Here is an 18,728-nt window from a genome sequence, read left to right on the forward strand (position 1 = left end):
TCAGATTGTATGATTAATAGAAATTATTCGCTGCAAAGTTCAGTGAGTACGCCAAAGGTTGATTTTGGATGTAAAAAACCTATATTAAGCCCTTCTGCACCTTTTCGTCCCTCTTTGTCAATCAGTCGAACTCCATTATCTTCAGCATCCTTAAGTGCTTTTTCAACTTCAGGCACTGCAAATGCAATGTGGTGAATACCTTCACCTTTTTTCTCAATGAATTTACCGACAGGTCCTTCAGGATCGGTCGATTCGAGTAATTCGATTTTTGTTTCGCCAACTTTAAAAAATGCTGTTTTTACTTTCTGGTCTTTAACTTCCTCAACAGCATAGCATTCGAGGCCTAAAACTTTTTCGTAGTAAGGGATTGCATCGTCAAGTTTTTTAACTGCGATGCCAATGTGCTCAATATGTGTAGGTTTCATAAAAATTGTATTATGGGTTTGAGTATTATTTTGTGTCTGTAAATTATATTTTAATCGTTCATTATCACTGCAAAAGTAGTTATACTATAAATGAATAAAAATGATTCAAAACTTGTTATAGAACATCTTTTCATTTTATTTATAAATCAAAGTAACTGTCTGGGTTTTATAGCTTCATAAAGTGCTTTATGAATGCGGGTTCTGATGTCGTCTCTGATCAACTTCCGGTTGCTTGCATCTGGGTAAATCCGGTTACTTAAAAATACATATAAAATTCCACTCTCCGGATCGCACCACAAATAAGTACCTGTAAAACCGCTATGACCGTAGCTTTCAAGGGGTATGCCCCAGAAAGTCGGTCCTAAGTGGCTTTTGCGGTATTCCGGTTTATCAAAACCTATACCGCGGCGATTATCTTGATGTGTAAAGCTGGCGCGGGTGAAAAACTCCACTGTACTTTCACTGAAAAAGCGTTCATCGCCATAGGTGCCTTTATTCAAATATAACTGGCCAATTTTGGCTAAATCATTGGCCGAAGAAAATAAACCTGCATGGCCGCAAATACCACCAAGAATAGCTGCTCCCGGATCGTGAACGTACCCATGTACAAGTTGCTTGCGGAAAATAGTATCCTGTTCAGTAGGTATTGTGTTTCGTAAAGGAAAGTTTTTATGCGGATTAAAAGTAGCAGACATGCATTTCATTGGCTCGTAAAACGTTTTCTCCAGAAAATTTTCAAACTTCATTCCGCTGAGCGTTTCCACTATTTTGTACATGTAGTAATAACCGATATCACTATACTTATAGCCATTGCGCTCTCTTAACGGAAGCGTGTCAAGAATATGAAATAAAGTGTCGACAGCTGCCTGGGATGCAAACAGGTTTTTGGCAACCTCGATACTGTAAGTATCGCTCCTTTTTGTTGTGAAAAATTTGGGTTTATATTTTCCGGTTGAATCGATCATTTGAGTGTAAAACGGATACCAGGCTTTTAAACGAGCCTGATGTGTTAAAACGTTAATGAGCTTGCGAGATCCGGGGTTAGAGCTGTCTGGTAAGGGGAGGTAGTCGCCAATGTGTTTTTGTAAATTCAATTCCTGGTTGCTATAGAAGTACATCAGAGCCGGCATGGTGGCTGCGATTTTAGTTACTGAGGCCAAATCATAAATATCATCGCGGCGTACAGGAAGTTGATTTTTGTAGGTATGATAACCATAGGCTTTATGAAAAAACACATCACCATGTCTGGCAGCCAGCACGACACAGCCCGGTGTTGCATTTGTCAATAAAGCCTCTTCGGCAATAGCATCTACCTTTGCTAATGCGCTTTTTCGGGCATTTACCATATCCGGATGCACATAACCCAATCTGGTCTTTTTTAATTTGAATGCAGTACCGGTTGGATAACCTTCAATACTGACAGGTAATTTTCCTAATGCTTGCTGCCCGCCCATTAAAACCTGGGCTGCATAGTTACGTGTATATTCATTATCGTGATAGGTGATCAGTATTGATTGATAATCTTGCAGGCCCCTCATTTTTTTCAGGGCATAAGGATTACCAAAATATACGAGTGAAGTTTGCTCAGCATTGGCCATACGCTCTATTGCTGATATTATATTGGCATTAATTCCATATTGCCTGTATGGCGAATTACTGGTTTGCTGAACTGCTATAATTGTATTCGCATAGTTGCTTATACTTTTCCTTACGTTGGCTATTTCTTTTTCAGTAGCATTTTTACCAATAAAATACAAATCTGGTTTACAATAATCGTTTAATCTCAGATGAAACATATTGGCCTCTGTTTCACCTATTGTAACAACAGCAAGATTGTTAAGGGATTCGTTGCCAAGCGGTAAATGATTGTTATTGTTCCTGATGCAGGTTGTGGATTCCCTTGCGAACCAGTTGTTCAATTCATTTGTTTTTTCGGAATTCAGATCTTTCAGCAAACCTCTTGTGTCGATAGGTTCAATTTTATCTAAACCAAGCCAGTATTTAGCAGCCAGCACTCTTTTGCATTTTTGGTTGATCAGTGATTCAGATAAGTCACCATCTTTGATGGCTTTTTCTATGGCATGAATTGCTACTTCGGCGTCGGCCGGATAAAGCAGTACATCATTGCCTGCTTTGAGTGCCTCTATTTCAAGCTGACCGGGTGCATAATAATCGGCTACTCCGCGCATATTTAGCGCATCGGTAAATACAAGCCCTTTAAAACCAAGTTTGTTTTTTAATAGCCCGGTAATTGTGGGTTTCGATATACTTGAAGGTCTGTTTTTTCTATTGTCAAGTGCATTTACCTGAAGATGGGCTACCATAATGCCATTTAAGCCAAGTCTGATTAAATGCTTATATGGAAAGAGTTCTACCTCATTTAGTCTTTTTAATTCATGGTTAATAACGGGTAAGCTATGATGTGAATCCGCATCGGTGTCGCCATGACCCGGAAAATGTTTAGCTGTGACCAAAATTCTGCTGTCAATCATACCCTGCATATAGGAATATGATTTACGCAGCACTTTATGTTTATTTTCTCCAAACGAACGACTGTTAATGACAGGATTGTTCGGGTTGTTGTTGACATCCACCACAGGTGCAAAATTTATGTGTACACCCATGCGTCTGCATTGTCTGCCGATTTCGGTTCCCATATCGTATATTAAACCATTATTGTCAGTAGCGCCAAGCATCATTTGCCGGGGAAAAGGCTCCACGCTGTCAAGGCGCATTGCTAATCCCCATTCAGCATCCATTGCAACCATAATTGGTGTTTTTGCCAGATCCTGATAGTGATTGGTTTGCAGCGCTTGTCTCACCGGACCTCCCTGAAAAAATATAATACCACCAATATTATATTTTTTTACCAGACGGGTAATTTTACGTCTACTTTTTTCACTGTCGCGCGAACTTGTATTGACCATAATTAATTGGGCTATGCGCTGCTTAAGGGTTAATGATTCGAATACACTGTCCACCCAGTGGTAAGTTGTGTCAATAAAAACGTAATCGCCTTTTTGGATAGGTGCTGATTTGAGTGTCGGAACAGAGAATAGAAACAACAAAAAGATAAGCAGGTAGCGCCTCATAGCTATATTGGTTTAATAAAGCTACAAATTTAACTGCCTTTGCCGACAAATCATAGGGTATTTGAACCGTTTTACCTAAAAATTTGTTAATTTCGGATAAATCTAAATAATTAAAATTATGGTACATTATCGAGTATTAGTTATAGCACTCATATTTGGACTTTTTCAGCAACTAAATGGTCAGGAAGCACGCTTAATGCGTTTCCCTGATTTTCACCAGAATAAGATTGTTTTTACTTATGCAGGTGACCTGTATGTGGCTGACCGTGATGGCGGAGTCGCTCGTCGACTCACCAGTCACCCAGGATATGAAATGTTTGCGCGTTTCTCGCCTGATGGATCAAAAATTGCTTTTACAGGGCAATATGATGGCAATACAGAAGTGTATGTAATGCCTGCTGAAGGGGGAACACCACAAAGACTTACTCATACAGCCACACTATCACGCGATGATGTGAGCGACAGGATGGGACCTAATAATATGGTAATGTCATGGACGCCCGACGGAAATAATATTGTATACCGAAGCCGGGGTATTTCATTCAACTCATTTGTCGGACATCTTTTTAAGGTTCCGGTCGAAGGTGGACTTTCTGAACGGTTGCCGCTCTCCACCGGTGGGTTTCATACATGGTCTGATGATGGCAACCAGCTGGCATTCAATCGTGTGATGCGCGAATTTCGAACCTGGAAATATTATAAAGGTGGAATGGCCGATGATGTTTGGCTGTTTGACTTTAATACAAAAGAAACAAAACAGCTTACAGATAATGTGGCACAGGATATTTTCCCGATGTGGTATAAAGGAGATGTTTATTTTGCCTCTGACCGCGACAGAACAATGAATCTATTCGTATATAAATCTGAAAGCGAGGAGATTGAGAAAATAACGGATTTTGATACCTATGATGTGAAATTTCCATCTTTAGGCACCGACGGAATCATATTCGAAAATGAGGGGTATTTATACATCTATAATTTCACAGATAATGAAACCGAAAAGCTAAATATCCAAATAGATAATGACCAGGTTTACGGTCGTAAAGCATATATTGATGCTTCTGAGTTTGTCGACGATGTAAATATATCACCACGAGGAAACCGGGTAGTATTCGGAGCAAGAGGCGATATTTGGAGTGTGCCTGCCAAAGAAGGTGTGACCTATAACCTGACACAATCTTCTGGTGATCACGACAGAGAACCGGCCTGGTCGCCTGATGGCAAATACCTGGCATGGATTTCGGATAAAACAGGAGAGGATCAAATTTATATTCTTGAAAATAAGGAAGGTGCCAAACCTGAAAAATTGACGGACTTAAATACCTATATCTTTAATATCGATTGGTCGCCCAATAGTAAAATGCTTGCCTGGACCGATCAAAATTATAATCTAAGTTACATCGATATTGCTTCCAGAAATACAAAACAAGTGGTTCATGGCGATCATGGAAAAATATGGTCTTACAACTGGAGCCCCGACTCAAAGTGGCTTACCTACACCAAACCACAAGAAAACGAAATGACTGTTATTCAGCTTTATAACCTTGAAGACGACAAACATTATCCTGTAACAGAAAGTTGGTACGATGCCGGATCACCCATATTCTCGACTAAAGGTAAATACCTCTATTTTGTGTCTGCAAGAGATTTTAGCCCAACCTACAACGATGTGGAATGGAACTATGCTTATAAAAACATGAACAGTATTTACATGGTGCCTTTGGCAAGATCCACTAAATCACCATTTGCACCAGAAAACAATAAAGTTAAAGTTGTAGAAGAAAATGGAAAATCTGAAAAAAGTGAAAACGAAGAAATCGTAATTGATACTGATGGTTTATCTGATCGTGTTGTAGATTTACCTGTAGAGCCGGCTTATTATTATAATTTACAGCCCTCTGAAGGTAAGTTGTATTACAACACAATGAAATCGGGCGATCGAAAGTATAAGCTTAAAATGTATGATCTCGAAAAGAAAAAAGAGAAAGCAATTGGTGAGCAAATTTCTATGCAAATAACGGCCAATGGCAAAAAAGTACTTGTTCGTTACCATGGAAAATATTATGTAGAAAAGCTCCCCGGTGGAAAACTCAAACCTCAAAACAAAGTTGACCAAAGTAAAATGAAGCTTTGGGTAGATAAAAAGGCAGAATGGGAGCAGATTTATACAGAAAGCTGGAGGCAAATGCGCGAGTTTTTCTATGCCAATAATATGCATGGTTTAGATTGGAAAGTAATACATGATAAGTATGCTAAACTGCTACCCTGGGTTAATCATCGGAATGACCTTAATTACCTGATTGGCGAAATGATTGGTGAGTTGAATATTGGCCATGCTTATGTGAACGGAGGCGACCGTCCTGATGTAGAGCGTATTAAAACCGGTTTGCTGGGAGCACAGATTACAGCAGATAAATCTGGTTACTTTAAAGTTGAGAAAATTTTAGATGGTGAAAATTGGCGGGATAAAGCACGCTCTCCGCTAACCCAGCCGGGAGCCGATGTCAAAGCAGGTGATTATATTTTGGCAGTTGATGATAATTCCACCAAAAATGTGCAGGATATTTACAGCCTATTAACCGGAAAGGCCAATCAGGTGGTAGAATTAACTGTGAACAGTAAACCATCTGAAAATGGAGCCAAAGATATTCTCGCTAAAACAATCGACGATGAATCTGAACTCTACTATTACAATTGGGTGCAAACCAATATCGAAAAGGTAAATGAGGCCACTAACGGACAGGTAGGCTATATTCATATCCCTGACATGGGCCCCAAAGGGCTGAATGAATTTGTAAAGCATTTCTATCCACAGCTAACCAAAAAAGCATTGATTATTGATGACAGGGGCAACGGTGGAGGTAATGTTTCTCCAATGATTATGGAGCGTTTGCGCCGCGAATTAGTATTCTACAGTATGCGCCGCAATCAAAAATCGGTTGAGCCAAGTCCAAATCAAATAATGGCCGGCCCAAAAGTATTGCTCATCAACAACTATTCTGCATCAGATGGTGACCTGTTTCCTTATCGTTTTAAATCGCATGAAACCGGACCGGTTATTGGCGTTCGCTCATGGGGTGGTGTTGTGGGTATAACAGGCTCTCTGCCATTTATCGACGGTGGGCAGCTACGCAAACCTGAATTTGCACCCTTTGCAAAAGATGGGAGCAAGTTTATTATTGAGGGACACGGCGTTGACCCTGATATTGTGATTGATAATGATCCTTACAAAGAATATATGGGAGAGGATGCGCAACTTCAGAAAGCTATCGAAGTTGTTTTGAAAAAGCTGGAAGAAAATCCGGTAGAAACACCAGAAATTCCACCTTTCCCGGACAAAAGCAAATAAAACACAATAGCCCGGTATACCATGCCGGGCTTTTTTTAGTCTTGATTTAAAATCACAATAAATAACGGGGCTTAAATACCGCGGGGTACAAAATGCCCTGGTGTTGCATTAGTGCATTAAATTTTAGCTACAGGGCCGTATTTTTATGCTCCAACAGCCTTGAGTGCCTCAAAAACCAAAAATGCAGGCCAAACAAGCGCTTTGAGAAACCCTAGTACACCCATCCAGAATGTAGTTGCATGACCAATAAAATAAATAGCTGCGCCAATTAGGCCAAGCCCATAAATGGCGTTTGAAGGTGCATTATTTCCATAATTTTTACTCATAACAGTATAATTTAGTGTTTGTCTAAAAATAAGAAAATTACAACTTAGTTGCCAATAAATTAGTGTATTATTTCACTTGAGAGAAGCGCTTTTTCCCGCGAACAAAGAAGTTCCAAAGTATGCTGCCATTTAAAATTTCAGGATGGTAATTTGTTTTGCGCTTGCGTTGCAATTCATTGCGAATTGTTTTATAAGAAGGTTTTAGTTTGCAATATGCCTTACGTGCTTTAAATACCTGTAATGCAAAATTTGGTTTTAATTGAAGTACATACAACGCTGCGGAGAGTAAATCTAATAAGAAACGAATGCGCATGGTCTTATTTAGCGATTTCTCAGGTAAGTTTTTATAAAGCAGTAGCAAATTATTTCGGTAGTTTAGAAATAGCTTGCGTGGTGAATTATTTGGCAGGGTTCCTCCGCCCAAATGGTAGACCGTTGATTCGGGGTAAGTCATTATTTCATAGCCACGGTTTTTTATGCGCCAGCAAAGGTCGATTTCCTCCATGTGGGCAAAAAATGTTCCGTCCAAACCGCCCATTGCTTTATACACATCTGATTTAATAAACAGGCACGCCCCCGTTGCCCAAAGCACTGTTGCCGGATCATCGTATTGGCCGTTGTCGGTTTCTACTTCATTAATAATTCGTCCTCGGCAAAACGGATAGCCATATTGGTCCAAATAGCCACCTGATGCACCCGCATATTCAAACATATCTTTATTGGCCCATGCTTTAATTTTTGGCTGGGCAGCCGCTATGGCCGGGTTTTTGTCCAGGTTTTCTATAATGGGTTCCAACCACCTTGGCGTAACCTCTACATCTGAATTAAGTAATACAAAATATGGATGTTCGCATTGCGCAAGTGCTTTGTTGTACCCTTCTGCAAAGCCGTAGTTCTTATTTAACTGTATGGTGCGTATACCTGGAAAATCTTTTTTTAGAACTTCCAGTGAATTATCTGTAGAGCCATTATCTGCAATAACAATATCAGCCAACTCCTCACTGGTGTTTTTAATAACCGATGGAAGATATTTTTGCAACATTTTCGCTCCATTCCAGTTTAAAATAACTACAGCAACTTTTTTCATATCAAATAATCTAAATAGGGCATTTATTGGGCAAAAGTAATTTTTTTAGGCAGTATTTTTGATTAATATTTCAAAAAGATATCTTATATTCAACGATATTCAAATAAAACAGGCAAAACAAATAGCGGATGGATTTTAGTAAGGAAGAAGTAAGTAAAATCAATGAAAAATTTGAAGAGCTAAAGCAAAAGGCGGTTAAATCCCGCAAAAAAGAGAGTATTGACCTCATTAACCAGGCCTTTGATTTCGCTTATAAAGCACATTACCCTGTACGCCGCAAATCAGGAGAACCTTATATATTCCATCCCATTGCTGTTGCTGAAATAGTGGCCAGTGAAATTATGCTTGGCACCACTTCCATTATCACCGCCTTATTACACGATGTAGTTGAAGATACCGATTATACAAAAGCCGATATTAAGCAGTTTTTTGGCGAAAAAGTTGCCATTATGGTGGAAGGACTGACCAAGATGTCAGGCGTTTTCGACCATCGCTCGTCGCTGCAGGCTGAAAATTTCAGAAAGATTCTTTTGAGCATGGCTGACGATGTGCGCGTAATATTAATAAAATTAGCCGACCGCCTGCATAATATGCGCACCCTGGAGAGTATGCCCGATAATAAGCAGTTGAAAATTGCAGGTGAAACCCTTTTTCTATATGCTCCTTTGGCACACCGGCTTGGGCTTTACCGCATGAAAACAGAGCTGGAAGATATTAGTTTCAGGTATCGCCACCCGGAAGATTATGAGCGAATTAGTCAAAAGCTCAGAGACTCGGACGAAAAAAGAACCAATTTTATTAATAAATTTTCACTACCTATAGCAGCCCGAATGACCGATGCAGGTTACGATTTCGATATCTCAGGAAGGCCAAAATCGGTTTACAGTATCTGGCAAAAAATGCAGAAAAAAGGCGTAACTTTTGAGCAAATCTACGACCTTTTTGCCATTCGCTTGATATTTACCCCAAAAGAAGATAGCGGCGACGAAAAGGAACAATGTTACAAGGTTTACTCCTTGATTACGGACATATACCGTCCCAGACCCGATAGACTCCGCGACTGGGTCAATACCCCTAAAGCCAATGGCTATGAAGCACTGCACAGCACCGTTATGGGCCCCAATGGGCGCTGGGTCGAAGTTCAGATCAGAACACGCAGAATGAATGAAATAGCCGAGCGTGGTTTTGCAGCACATTGGAAATACAAAGGACATCATGACCAGGAGAGTGAACTCGACCGGTGGTTAGAGAAAATACAGGAGACACTTGAATCTCCCGATGCCGATGCACTTGAGTTTCTAGATGATGTGAAACTCAATCTCTATACGTCGGAGATAATGGTTTTTACGCCAAAAGGCGATTTGAAAAACCTGCCTCAGGGAGCCACAGCACTGGACTTCGCATATGAAATACACACAGAAGTGGGTAACCAGGCTTTGTATGCCGAAATAAACCATAAAAGCATGCCATTGACCACTAAATTGAAAAGTGGCGATCAGGTGCGCATAATTACATCATCGAAAGCCCAGCCAAAAAACGAGTGGCTCAATATGGTGGCTACAGCAAAAGCCAAAAATGGCATACGAACCTATTTCAACAAAATAAGAAACAACAAAATAGAGGCAGGAAAGGAGATATATCTTGAATTGCTGCAAAAACAAAATATCAAGATTAGTGAACGGTTATTTATGCGCTTGCGCGATCGTCTGAATATCCGTAAAAAAGATGATCTGTTTTACGGATTAGGGAATGGTAGTATATCCCCATCGGATATACGAAAGGTACTCAGATTCAGAGGTGCGCCCCGATGGATGCGTTTTTGGTCGCTAAAAAGCGATCCAAAAGCTGAAATGGAGGATAAAGTAATTGAGTTTGACAAAAAGAAAACACTCAATATATCAGATGAAGATGTTCAGCGACATTTTCATATTGCAGATTGCTGTAATCCCATTCCAGGAGATACGGTAATTGGATACCAGGACGATGAAGGCATTATTCATATCCATAAATCTACCTGTCCGCAGGCTGTAAAACTCTCATCAAGTTTTGGCGATCGCATCGTAAAGGTCAAATGGACATCTCACAAGGCTATGGCGTTTTTGGCCAATATTCGACTCGAGGGTATCGACCAACCAGGTATTGTTCACGACGTGACGGGTGTAATTTCTAAAGAATTAAGAGCCAATATCCGCACCATACACTTCGAAACACATCAAAACACGTTTAATGGTTGGATTGAGCTCTATGTCTATGACCGTAAGGACTTAAGGCGCTTAATTCAAAACCTGAAGAGCCTGAAAGGCATAAATCGTGTGTTCAGAGAGCATGAATCTACCAGCTGAGTATTGATTTAATCTAAATAAAATTATATATTTGAACTGTTCTTTTTAATTAGACCAGTTATGAATACTAAAGATGCTAAGGAAGCCGTGAAAGAACGTTTTACGACTTTCCTCGAAAATACAGGACATCGCAAAACACCAGAGCGTTTTGCAATACTTGAAGAAATTTATTCTCATGAAGGCCATTTTGATGTGGAATCCCTCTATATTTTTATGAAAAATAATAACTACAGGGTTTCCAGGGCTACGCTTTACAACACCATTGAATTACTGTTAGAGTGTAATCTCGTCATTAAACATCAGTTTGGGAAAAACATTGCCCAATTTGAAAAAGCATATAATTCTGTTGAACACGATCACCTTATTTGTACACGGTGTGGCAAAGTGATCGAATTTTCTGATTCCAGAATAAGCGAGATTCAGGAACGCGTAGCAGAAGAGAATGACTTTGATATTAGCTATCACGGATTTTATCTCTACGGATTATGTAGCGATTGTAGAAACAAATAAAGATTACGCTTGTTAAGCCACATGTAAGTTTAACCTAAAAAAAAGAGAAAAAGATGTCAATATTGGTTGGAAAAAAAGCTCCAGTATTTACTGCAAAAGCAGTGCTTAATGGAAATAAAATTGTTGAAGATTTTTCATTGGAACAGTACATTGGAAAGAAGCATGTTGTATTTTTCTTCTATCCGGCAGATTTTACCTTTGTCTGCCCGACAGAAATCATTGCTTTTCAAAATAAAATAGAAGAATTTGAAAAGAGAGATGTTGCTGTAATTGGCTGTAGCGTCGATAGTGAATTCTCTCACTGGAAATGGTTGCAAACCGATCAAAGAGATGGCGGTATAAAAGGTGTGAAATACCCATTGATAGCCGATGCTTCGAATTCAATTGCTGAGAATTTTGGTGTATTGGCCGGAGCGTATGATTACAATGAAAACGGCGAAATTGTTTTCCACGGACAGCCTGCAGCATACCGTGGCTTATTCCTTATTGACAAGGAAGGCGTTGTAAGGCATCAGGTTGTAAATGACATGCCGCTGGGTAGAAGTGTGGATGAAACCCTTCGCATGGTAGATGCACTGAAATTCCATGAAGAAAATGGTGAGGTTTGTCCTGCAGACTGGCACGACGGTGAAAAAGCCATTTCTGAAACACAGGAGAGTATTGCCTCATATTTGGCCAATTAATTAATACTATTTCAAAATGGAAAAAGGAGCCCATTTGAGCTCCTTTTTTTTATAGCTTTGGCTTTATACGTTCTTTCTTTTTATCGCTATCGGCGCTGAGTGGAATATCATCTGTATTCAATCGCAAATAATAGACTTTTTTATTATTTGATGCTACTACAATTGTATTATCGGGGAGCATAGCAGGAGTAGAGAATATTTTTCCTCCGGTATCGAATTTATTAAGTATATCGCCGCTGCTTGTAATAACGTAAAGATTATGATCGTAGCTACCTATGCAAAAGGTAGTATCGTTCAGGGCGCGTGGTGAAGAAACGACCCAACCGTTGGTTTTAATTCGTCTTTTTATTTCACCATTTGGCGTTACCAGGTAAATAGACTTATCAAGTGATCCAAAAACAATAGTTCCATCAGCCAGTTGCAATGGTGTGGAGTGAATAGCGCCATCAACCTTTACTTTCTTGATTTGCTGCGAGTGATCGTCGAAAATATACAGTTGCTTATCATAGCTGCCTACAGCTATGTGTCCGTCTTGCAGCACGGTAGGCTTACTATGTACAATCCAATGTTCAGTGGGAACTTCATACTCAATATTACCGAGTTTATCGAGCATATAGATGATATTGTCATGTGTACCCACTACAAGTCTTTCATCATCGAGAATGGTAATGCCTCCATGCACCATTTTACGTGTGGTAAAATGATATCCGGATCCATCTGGTTTAATAAAGTGAATTTTTTTTCTGTTGGTTCCAAAAACAATTGTTCCATCTTTAAACTGCTCTATTTTACTGAAAATACGGCCACCTGGCTTAAATTTTTTCAGAATATCGCCGTGGGTATTAAAGTAATACACATTGCGATCATAACACCCAACTGCTACCGTGCCATCCTGTAACTGACTTGGCGCAGCATGCACCCAACCACCGGTTTTAACACTTTTTATTTTATTGCCTGTGGCATCGAGAAAATAGACCTGTTTTCTGTGGCATCCCAAAACTACAGTTGTATCATCGGTAACCAGTGGGTCACCATATATTTTACCTTTGGTTTCAAATACCGAAATTACGACAAAATCACCCTTGTTTTGAGCCACTCCCGGCATATGCGCCGAAAAACAAAAAATGAAAAAGGACACAACAAAAAGTAGATTACTTTTTGCGATTAATTTGCTTAATTTCATTGTCTAATTTCCCGTATAGTGACCGACTAATGGTTGTTAGAGGCGACCTAACAGCAGATTGTGTAATATCTTTAACTTGTAGCGCAGCCTTGATTCCTGATGGATTACCATCTTCAAAAATCATTTCAGAGAATTGCAGTAGTTCATAATGAAGCTTTCTTGATTCTGCTATATTTCCATCGAGACCCGCGCGTACCATCTTGCAATAGGTTGCAGGATAAGCATTAGCTGTTACCGAAATTACTCCATTGGCCCCTGCTGCAACTAAAGGCATTGTTAAAACGTCTTCGCCAGAAAGTACAAGAAAATCATTCGGTTTCTTCTTTATTATCTCCATTGCCTGTACCATATCACCGGCAGCCTCTTTTAATGCAATGATATTGTCATTGTTGTGTGCCAGATACAATACGGTATCAGCTTCCATGTTTTTGCCTGTACGGCCTGGAACATTATACAAAATAATTGGCACTGGTGAAACTGAGGCAATGTTAGTAAAATGTTGAATTATACCTTTTTGACTCGGCTTATTATAATATGGAACTACAGATAGGATAGCATCTATTTGTGTAAAATCTGTTTTTTGAATTTGCTTCACTACTTCTGATGTGCTGTTTCCACCAATTCCCATCACCAAAGGTAGCTTACGTTGATTTTTTTCGGTTATAAAACTCACTACAGCTTCACGTTCATCGGGTGTTAATGCAGGATATTCACTGGTGGTGCCCAGGGCAACCAAATAGTCCACGCCATCATTGATAACGTGATCAAGTAACTTTTCAAAAGCTTTAAAATCTACGCTTCCGTCTTTTCGGAATGGAGTTACAAGCGCTACTCCGGTGCCTTCAAATTTCTTACTCTGCATAATTGGTTCTGTTTTAAGGTGATTTTTGATTGATTACTGACAGGTAATGTATTAACTGCTGATGATACTGATTCTGGTCTTTCTGGTGCGTTTCGATTATAAAATCATACACGCTTTTTAATTCATCATTGGGCCCGGCTACAAGTGTGGTTTTCGATACTGTGCAAATCCACGACAAAGGAAATGCATTGCTGAAGTCAGCTTTTACTAATAAGTCAAAAGGCTGATTAATAAACGATTTCACTTCATCGGAAACAGGCTTCCCATACCAATTGAGATCCTTGCGGTAAAACAGGTCAAGACTCTTTTTTTGAACCAATTCTGAAGTTGGTTTTTTTATATTTACAAATGCAAGAACATGCACTTTTGCACCCTGATCGTGTAAGAACTGGGCTAATTTCTGCATATTCGATGCAGTGTGATCACTGTCGCGTTCGAATAAGATTCCTACATTTTTGATATCTTCCAGGTTCTTAAGCTCCCGTTTACGTTTGTTGCGTTTACGGCCCTTTTTTAAAGAACTTTGCTGATATATTTGCTTTAACGACATGCGCAGAACTTTTTATTCACTTCGACCGTGACAGTGTTTATATTTTTTGCCGCTACCGCAGGGGCAGGGCTCATTTCTTCCCACTTTTTTCTCTACTCTTACTGGTTGCGGTTTTTGTTTTTCTTTGGTGTTGGCAACCAGATCGTTCCTTCTTGAAGTTTCGTACTGACTGTAATCGGTACCTTCCTGTTTAGCCTGTTGCACCTCGTCATCTTCTTTCAAAGGAATAAAGGCCTTGAGTAGCACTGATGTCACATCTCGGTTGACTTTATCCAACATGTTTTTAAATAATTCGAATGATTCGAATTTATATATCAACAACGGATCTTTTTGCTCGTATGATGCATTTTGCACTGATGTCTTCAGGTCATCCATCTCACGTAAGTGCTCTTTCCATGCTTCGTCAATTACTGCGAGTGTAATGAATTTCTCCAGAGAGCGCATTACCTCTTCACCTTTTGAGTTATAGGCATCTTCAAGGTTTACAACCACCTGGTAAACTTTCACACCGTCTGAAATCGGGATGACAATATTCTCATACTGCTGCTTCTGATTTTCATATACCGATTTAATTACCGGTGTTACTTGCTGGGCAATAATTTCTTCTTTACGTTCAAATGCATTTCGAACCTCTTTGAAAAGTTTATCTGTTAAATCATCTGGAGAACCTTTCATAAACTCATCTTCGGTAAACGAAGGCTCAATTGAAAGGTGACGAATAAGTTCAAGCTTAAAGGTTTCGAAATCGCTTATGCCGTAGTTATCTGCAATCAATGATTCGCAAACATCAAACATCATGTTGGCAATATCCACTTCGAGGCGCTCTCCGTACAAGGCGTGCTTACGCTTATCATAAATTACTTCACGCTGTGAGTTCATCACATCATCGTATTCCAGCAGGCGTTTACGGATACCAAAGTTATTCTCTTCGACCTTTTTCTGAGCACGTTCTATGGATTTGGAAATCATGGAGTGCTGAATTACTTCACCTTCCTCAATTCCCATGCGGTCCATCATTTTTGCAATACGCTCTGATCCAAATAATCGCATGAGGTCATCCTCGAGCGAAACAAAAAACTGAGATGAACCCGGATCACCCTGACGACCGGCACGTCCACGTAACTGCCTGTCTACGCGCCTTGATTCGTGGCGCTCAGTTGCAACGATGGCCAAACCTCCGGCTTTTATTACTTCTGGTGTAAGTTTAATATCGGTACCACGACCAGCCATGTTGGTGGCAATAGTTACAGCTTTAGGCTGTCCGGCTTCAGCTACAATTTCTGCCTCTCGCTGGTGCAATTTTGCATTAAGTACATTATGCTTGATGCCGCGCATTTTGAGCATACGACTCAGTATTTCAGATACTTCTACTGAGGTTGTACCCACAAGACATGGCCTGTTCTCCTTTTGCAATTTCACAATCTCTTCAATGACCATATTGTACTTTTCGCGTTTGGTACGGTATACCAAATCCTGACGGTCGTCGCGTATAATTGGCTTGTTGGTGGGGATAACCACCACGTCAAGTTTATAAATATTCCAAAACTCTCCGGCCTCGGTTTCGGCTGTACCGGTCATACCCGAAAGCTTGGTATACATCCGGAAATAGTTCTGTAATGTAATGGTGGCAAATGTTTGGGTTGCAGCCTCTACTTTTACGTTTTCTTTGGCTTCAATGGCCTGGTGCAAACCGTCAGAGTAGCGACGGCCCTCCATTATACGACCTGTTTGTTCATCTACAATTTTAACCTTATTGTCCATAACCACGTACTCCACGTCTTTTTCAAACATGGCGTATGCTTTAAGCAATTGGTTAATGGTATGTACTCGTTCCGATTTTACAGCATAGTCCTGGAGTAACTTATCTTTAGCTTTTAAAAGCTCCTGCTCTTTCAGGTCCTGTTTTTCAAGGTCGGCAATTTCAGAACCAATATCAGGTAAAACAAAAAACGACTGATCTTCGACATCAGTTGATAGCAGATCAATACCTTTATCAGTTAGCTCTATGCTGTTGAGTTTCTCATCAATCACAAAATAGAGCTCATCTGTAACCTTATGCATATGTTTGGCATTCTCCTGCATATATTGGTTTTCAACCTTTTGCATAAGGGTTTTCATACCTTCTTCGCTAAGGAATTTAATGATGGCTTTATTCTTAGGCAGCCCTTTAAATGCGCGCAGCAATAATAATCCACCTTTCTCCCGGTTGCCTTCTGCAATGAGCCTTTTGGCTTCTGCGAAAATATCAGTTACCAGCCTTTTTTGTGCATTAAAAAGTTTCTGCACATTGGCTTTGTATTCGTTAAACATCTGGTCGTTGCTTTTAGGTACCGGACCAGAAATAATGAGTGGGGTACGGGCATCATCAATCAGTACAGAGTCGACCTCATCGACGATGGCGAAGTTGTGTTTTCTTTGTACAAGATCGGCAGGCCTGTGGGCCATGTTATCCCTCAAATAATCGAAACCAAATTCATTATTGGTACCAAAGGCTATATCACATTCATAAGCTTCTCTTCTTTGCGGGCTATTGGGCTCGTGCTTATCGATGCAATCTACCGAAAGACCGTGAAATTCATAAATTGGCCCCATCCATTCGGCATCACGCTTTGCGAGGTAATCATTAACAGTTACAAGGTGTACCCCGCGACCTGTCAGTGCGTTAAGGAACACGGGCAGGGTAGCAACAAGGGTTTTACCTTCACCTGTTGCCATCTCGGCTATTTTCCCCTCATGCAAAACTATTCCACCAATGAGCTGTACATCGTAATGTACCATATCCCATGTAATGGTACTGCCGCCAGCAGTCCATGAATTATAAAAAACGGCTTTATCGCCTTCAATATCTACAAGGTCTCTGTCAGCAGCGAGGTTACGATCAAAATCATTGGCCATAACCACTATTTCTTCATTGTCTTTAAAGCGTTGAGCTGTACTTTTTACAATGGCAAAAGCTCTGGGCAGTGCTTTTTTCAGACTGTCCTCAAGCTTTTCGTCGATTTTTGTCTCCAGTTTATCTATTTCGTCGTAATACTCCTCTTTTTCTGTATGATTACGTGTGTTTTCGGCCTTTTCCTTCAGGGAGTCGATTTCTTGCTGCTCTTCCTTTATCGACTCGCGGATTTCACTTTTAAGTTCCTGAGAAGCAGCCCTTAGTTCATCATGACCAAGTTCTTTTATTTTTTCGTATTCGGCCTTAATCTGCTCAACTATGGGCATTATTGCCTTTAAATCCCTATCTGCTTTTGTGCCAAACATTTTGGCTATAAAACCATCTACAAAACCCATTATGTGTATTTTTTATATTTTGCTGTTATAGAACTCACAAATTTAATTGAAAATTTCAGCTATGCCTAATTGTTGGTTAAATAAAGTGTTAATAAATATTTATTGTTTGTTGCCGCACTTTGCCGTGTACTACAAAATGATTTTGTTGCACAGACTAAGACAAGAGTAGTATTAAAAAATTATAATTTAATACTTTAGGGGTCCTGTTAAAATATGCTTAGGGCAGGGCTGAGGTATTTTACGTTGAAAACAGGCGGGTTTCAAATAAAGCCATAATATTTCGTAGCGCTTTTTGCCTTACATCATACGTATAATCATTTATTTTAGCTATTGGCAATACACCTGGCGAAGTTCCGGTAATGAATGCTGCATCAAAATCAGCTAATTCATCAATATGCACATTGCGATATTTTACAGGATATTTGTGTTTTTTTAAAATATGCAGTACCACTTTGCGGGTTATCCCAGGAAGTACCTGTTCATCTGGCGCAGTATAAAAAGTATTGTGGATTATGAAAAAAATATTGCTTTTGCTGCCCTCGGTAATACAGCCATTTTTACTGACATATATGGCTTCAAAAATGTTGTTTTGCTTTATAAATGTACCTACAGCAGCTCTTAAATCTGTAAACTTGATCTTGGCATTCGGATTTTCACGCATGGCTTTGTAGAGCATAGTATTTACTCCATTTTCATACTCTTCTGGCAAGGGCCAGTAATGCGGAATAAATCTAACACTCCAGTCATCAGCAGCATTGGCAACAAGTTCAATGTTGCCATTTTCAATCTGATTGGCTGCTATTAATTGGTTTATACCTTTTTGAATTGTGGTAAACGTAGGAAGTTCTGCGGCGGTAAGATGCGCAGACCCTTGAAGCCTGACCAGGTGTGCTTCAATAAAAACAGGCTTCCCGTTTAACACGCGCAAAACTTCATAAATGGAGCATCCGTTTTTGATAAATTCCGTTTTAAATCTTTCTGCAGGTTTAATCAACCCGTTTATAACACAATATTTTCCTCTGATAACCATA

13 protein-coding genes are annotated in these 18,728 nt (G+C 39.8%); 4 read left to right on the forward strand and 9 right to left on the reverse strand.

What is annotated here, in order from left to right; translation table 11 throughout:
- Positions 1 to 23: 23 nt before the first annotated feature.
- Both mce and VJ937_RS11485 read right to left on the reverse strand, forming a co-directional pair.
- On the reverse strand, positions 24 to 425 hold the full coding sequence (gene mce, locus VJ937_RS11480) for a methylmalonyl-CoA epimerase (protein WP_324067218.1): 402 nt from the start codon (positions 423 to 425) through the stop codon (positions 24 to 26).
- Between the two features lie 146 nt (positions 426 to 571).
- Complete coding sequence (locus VJ937_RS11485; RefSeq protein ID WP_324067221.1) at positions 572 to 3,517, reverse strand: glycoside hydrolase family 3 N-terminal domain-containing protein; 2,946 nt, start codon at positions 3,515 to 3,517, stop codon at positions 572 to 574.
- A gap of 118 nt (positions 3,518 to 3,635) precedes the next feature.
- On the opposite strand from VJ937_RS11485, the gene VJ937_RS11490 reads away from it, so the two are divergent.
- On the forward strand, positions 3,636 to 6,866 hold the full coding sequence (locus tag VJ937_RS11490) for a S41 family peptidase (RefSeq protein ID WP_324067223.1): 3,231 nt from the start codon (positions 3,636 to 3,638) through the stop codon (positions 6,864 to 6,866).
- A 143-nt stretch (positions 6,867 to 7,009) separates the two neighbouring features.
- Here the strand turns inward: VJ937_RS11490 and VJ937_RS11495 are convergent, their stop codons facing one another.
- Both VJ937_RS11495 and VJ937_RS11500 read right to left on the reverse strand, forming a co-directional pair.
- Positions 7,010 to 7,192 (reverse strand): hypothetical protein, encoded by a 183-nt coding sequence (locus VJ937_RS11495; protein WP_057954780.1) that lies wholly within the window; start codon positions 7,190 to 7,192, stop codon positions 7,010 to 7,012.
- 67 nt (positions 7,193 to 7,259) lie between these two features.
- Complete coding sequence (locus tag VJ937_RS11500; protein ID WP_324067228.1) at positions 7,260 to 8,279, reverse strand: glycosyltransferase family 2 protein; 1,020 nt, start codon at positions 8,277 to 8,279, stop codon at positions 7,260 to 7,262.
- A gap of 128 nt (positions 8,280 to 8,407) precedes the next feature.
- Here VJ937_RS11500 and VJ937_RS11505 point away from each other — a divergent pair, with 128 nt between their 5' ends.
- Genes VJ937_RS11505 through VJ937_RS11515 form a run of 3 tightly spaced genes read left to right on the forward strand, consistent with a single transcriptional unit; the run spans position 8,408 to position 11,814 of the window.
- Entirely contained in the window at positions 8,408 to 10,621 is a 2,214-nt protein-coding gene (locus VJ937_RS11505; protein WP_324067230.1) for a bifunctional (p)ppGpp synthetase/guanosine-3',5'-bis(diphosphate) 3'-pyrophosphohydrolase, read from the forward strand.
- Positions 10,622 to 10,681: 60 nt separating this feature from the next.
- Positions 10,682 to 11,131 carry a transcriptional repressor gene (locus VJ937_RS11510; protein ID WP_324067232.1) on the forward strand — a complete coding sequence of 150 codons (450 nt, stop codon included), beginning with the start codon at positions 10,682 to 10,684 and terminating at the stop codon, positions 11,129 to 11,131.
- Between the two features lie 53 nt (positions 11,132 to 11,184).
- A complete protein-coding gene (locus VJ937_RS11515) occupies positions 11,185 to 11,814 on the forward strand; it encodes a peroxiredoxin (protein WP_324067235.1) in 630 nt (209 codons plus the stop codon).
- A gap of 49 nt (positions 11,815 to 11,863) precedes the next feature.
- Here the strand turns inward: VJ937_RS11515 and VJ937_RS11520 are convergent, their stop codons facing one another.
- From VJ937_RS11520 to VJ937_RS11540, 5 genes are all read right to left on the reverse strand, one after another.
- The gene (locus tag VJ937_RS11520; protein ID WP_324067236.1) at positions 11,864 to 12,910 is read right to left on the reverse strand and encodes a PQQ-binding-like beta-propeller repeat protein; all 1,047 of its coding nucleotides are present in this window, start codon (positions 12,908 to 12,910) and stop codon (positions 11,864 to 11,866) included.
- 55 nt (positions 12,911 to 12,965) lie between these two features.
- Entirely contained in the window at positions 12,966 to 13,859 is an 894-nt protein-coding gene (dapA, locus tag VJ937_RS11525) for a 4-hydroxy-tetrahydrodipicolinate synthase (protein WP_324067238.1), read from the reverse strand.
- Between the two features lie 13 nt (positions 13,860 to 13,872).
- A complete protein-coding gene (locus tag VJ937_RS11530) occupies positions 13,873 to 14,409 on the reverse strand; it encodes a DUF6913 domain-containing protein (RefSeq protein WP_324067240.1) in 537 nt (178 codons plus the stop codon).
- Positions 14,410 to 14,421: 12 nt separating this feature from the next.
- Positions 14,422 to 17,697 carry a preprotein translocase subunit SecA gene (gene secA, locus VJ937_RS11535; protein ID WP_324067243.1) on the reverse strand — a complete coding sequence of 1,092 codons (3,276 nt, stop codon included), beginning with the start codon at positions 17,695 to 17,697 and terminating at the stop codon, positions 14,422 to 14,424.
- A 238-nt stretch (positions 17,698 to 17,935) separates the two neighbouring features.
- Positions 17,936 to 18,727, reverse strand: coding sequence for an aminotransferase class IV (locus VJ937_RS11540; protein WP_324067245.1), 792 nt, complete (start codon positions 18,725 to 18,727; stop codon positions 17,936 to 17,938).
- Position 18,728 lies beyond the last annotated feature (1 nt).

It is taken from the genome of Salinivirga sp. (genome assembly GCF_035268865.1).
GTDB lineage: Bacteria > Bacteroidota > Bacteroidia > Bacteroidales > Salinivirgaceae > Salinivirga.

Bases quoted from the DNA above. Each gene is read 5' to 3' on its own strand.
- dapA (WP_324067238.1), bottom strand. From the start codon at position 13,859: ATGCAGAGTAAGAAATTTGAAGGCACCGGAGTAGCGCTTGTAACTCCA.
- secA (WP_324067243.1), bottom strand. From the start codon at position 17,697: ATGGGTTTTGTAGATGGTTTTATAGCCAAAATGTTTGGCACAAAAGCA.
- VJ937_RS11495 (WP_057954780.1), bottom strand. From the start codon at position 7,192: ATGAGTAAAAATTATGGAAATAATGCACCTTCAAACGCCATTTATGGG.
- mce (WP_324067218.1), bottom strand. From the start codon at position 425: ATGAAACCTACACATATTGAGCACATTGGCATCGCAGTTAAAAAACTT.
- VJ937_RS11510 (WP_324067232.1), top strand. From the start codon at position 10,682: ATGAATACTAAAGATGCTAAGGAAGCCGTGAAAGAACGTTTTACGACT.
- VJ937_RS11500 (WP_324067228.1), bottom strand. From the start codon at position 8,279: ATGAAAAAAGTTGCTGTAGTTATTTTAAACTGGAATGGAGCGAAAATG.
- VJ937_RS11485 (WP_324067221.1), bottom strand. From the start codon at position 3,517: ATGAGGCGCTACCTGCTTATCTTTTTGTTGTTTCTATTCTCTGTTCCG.
- VJ937_RS11540 (WP_324067245.1), bottom strand. From the start codon at position 18,727: ATGGTTATCAGAGGAAAATATTGTGTTATAAACGGGTTGATTAAACCT.
- VJ937_RS11490 (WP_324067223.1), top strand. From the start codon at position 3,636: ATGGTACATTATCGAGTATTAGTTATAGCACTCATATTTGGACTTTTT.
- VJ937_RS11505 (WP_324067230.1), top strand. From the start codon at position 8,408: ATGGATTTTAGTAAGGAAGAAGTAAGTAAAATCAATGAAAAATTTGAA.
- VJ937_RS11515 (WP_324067235.1), top strand. From the start codon at position 11,185: ATGTCAATATTGGTTGGAAAAAAAGCTCCAGTATTTACTGCAAAAGCA.
- VJ937_RS11530 (WP_324067240.1), bottom strand. From the start codon at position 14,409: ATGTCGTTAAAGCAAATATATCAGCAAAGTTCTTTAAAAAAGGGCCGT.